The sequence below is a fragment of the Halorubrum sp. SP9 genome, from assembly GCF_005435015.1.
Taxonomy (GTDB): Archaea; Halobacteriota; Halobacteria; order Halobacteriales; family Haloferacaceae; genus Halorubrum; species Halorubrum sodomense.
In genome coordinates this window covers 1-217 of the sequence record NZ_SGXU01000776.1, presented here as the reverse complement: position 1 = coordinate 217, position 217 = coordinate 1, and the positions used below count along the sequence as shown (strand labels likewise).

At 65.0% G+C, this 217-nt stretch carries 1 pseudogene; it reads left to right on the top strand.

From position 1 onward, the window contains the following. Positions 1-217: pseudogene (locus EXE45_RS19285) on the top strand (histidine kinase); the annotation flags it as partial.

Here is a 217-nt window from a genome sequence, read left to right as displayed (position 1 = left end):
ACGTCATCGAACTGGAGGCCGCGGAGATCACCACCGAGCAGCGCTCGACCATTCGGGACGCGGTCCAGAGCCTCGTCGGCTTGGAGGTGTTAGAGGAGACGCGCGACCGCGTCGTCGTCCAGGACCTGCTCGACTCCTCGGAGCTTTCGATCCACAACGCGGTCACGCGGATGCGGCTGATCTCGCTGTCGATGCTCGAAGACGCGATCACCGCGCT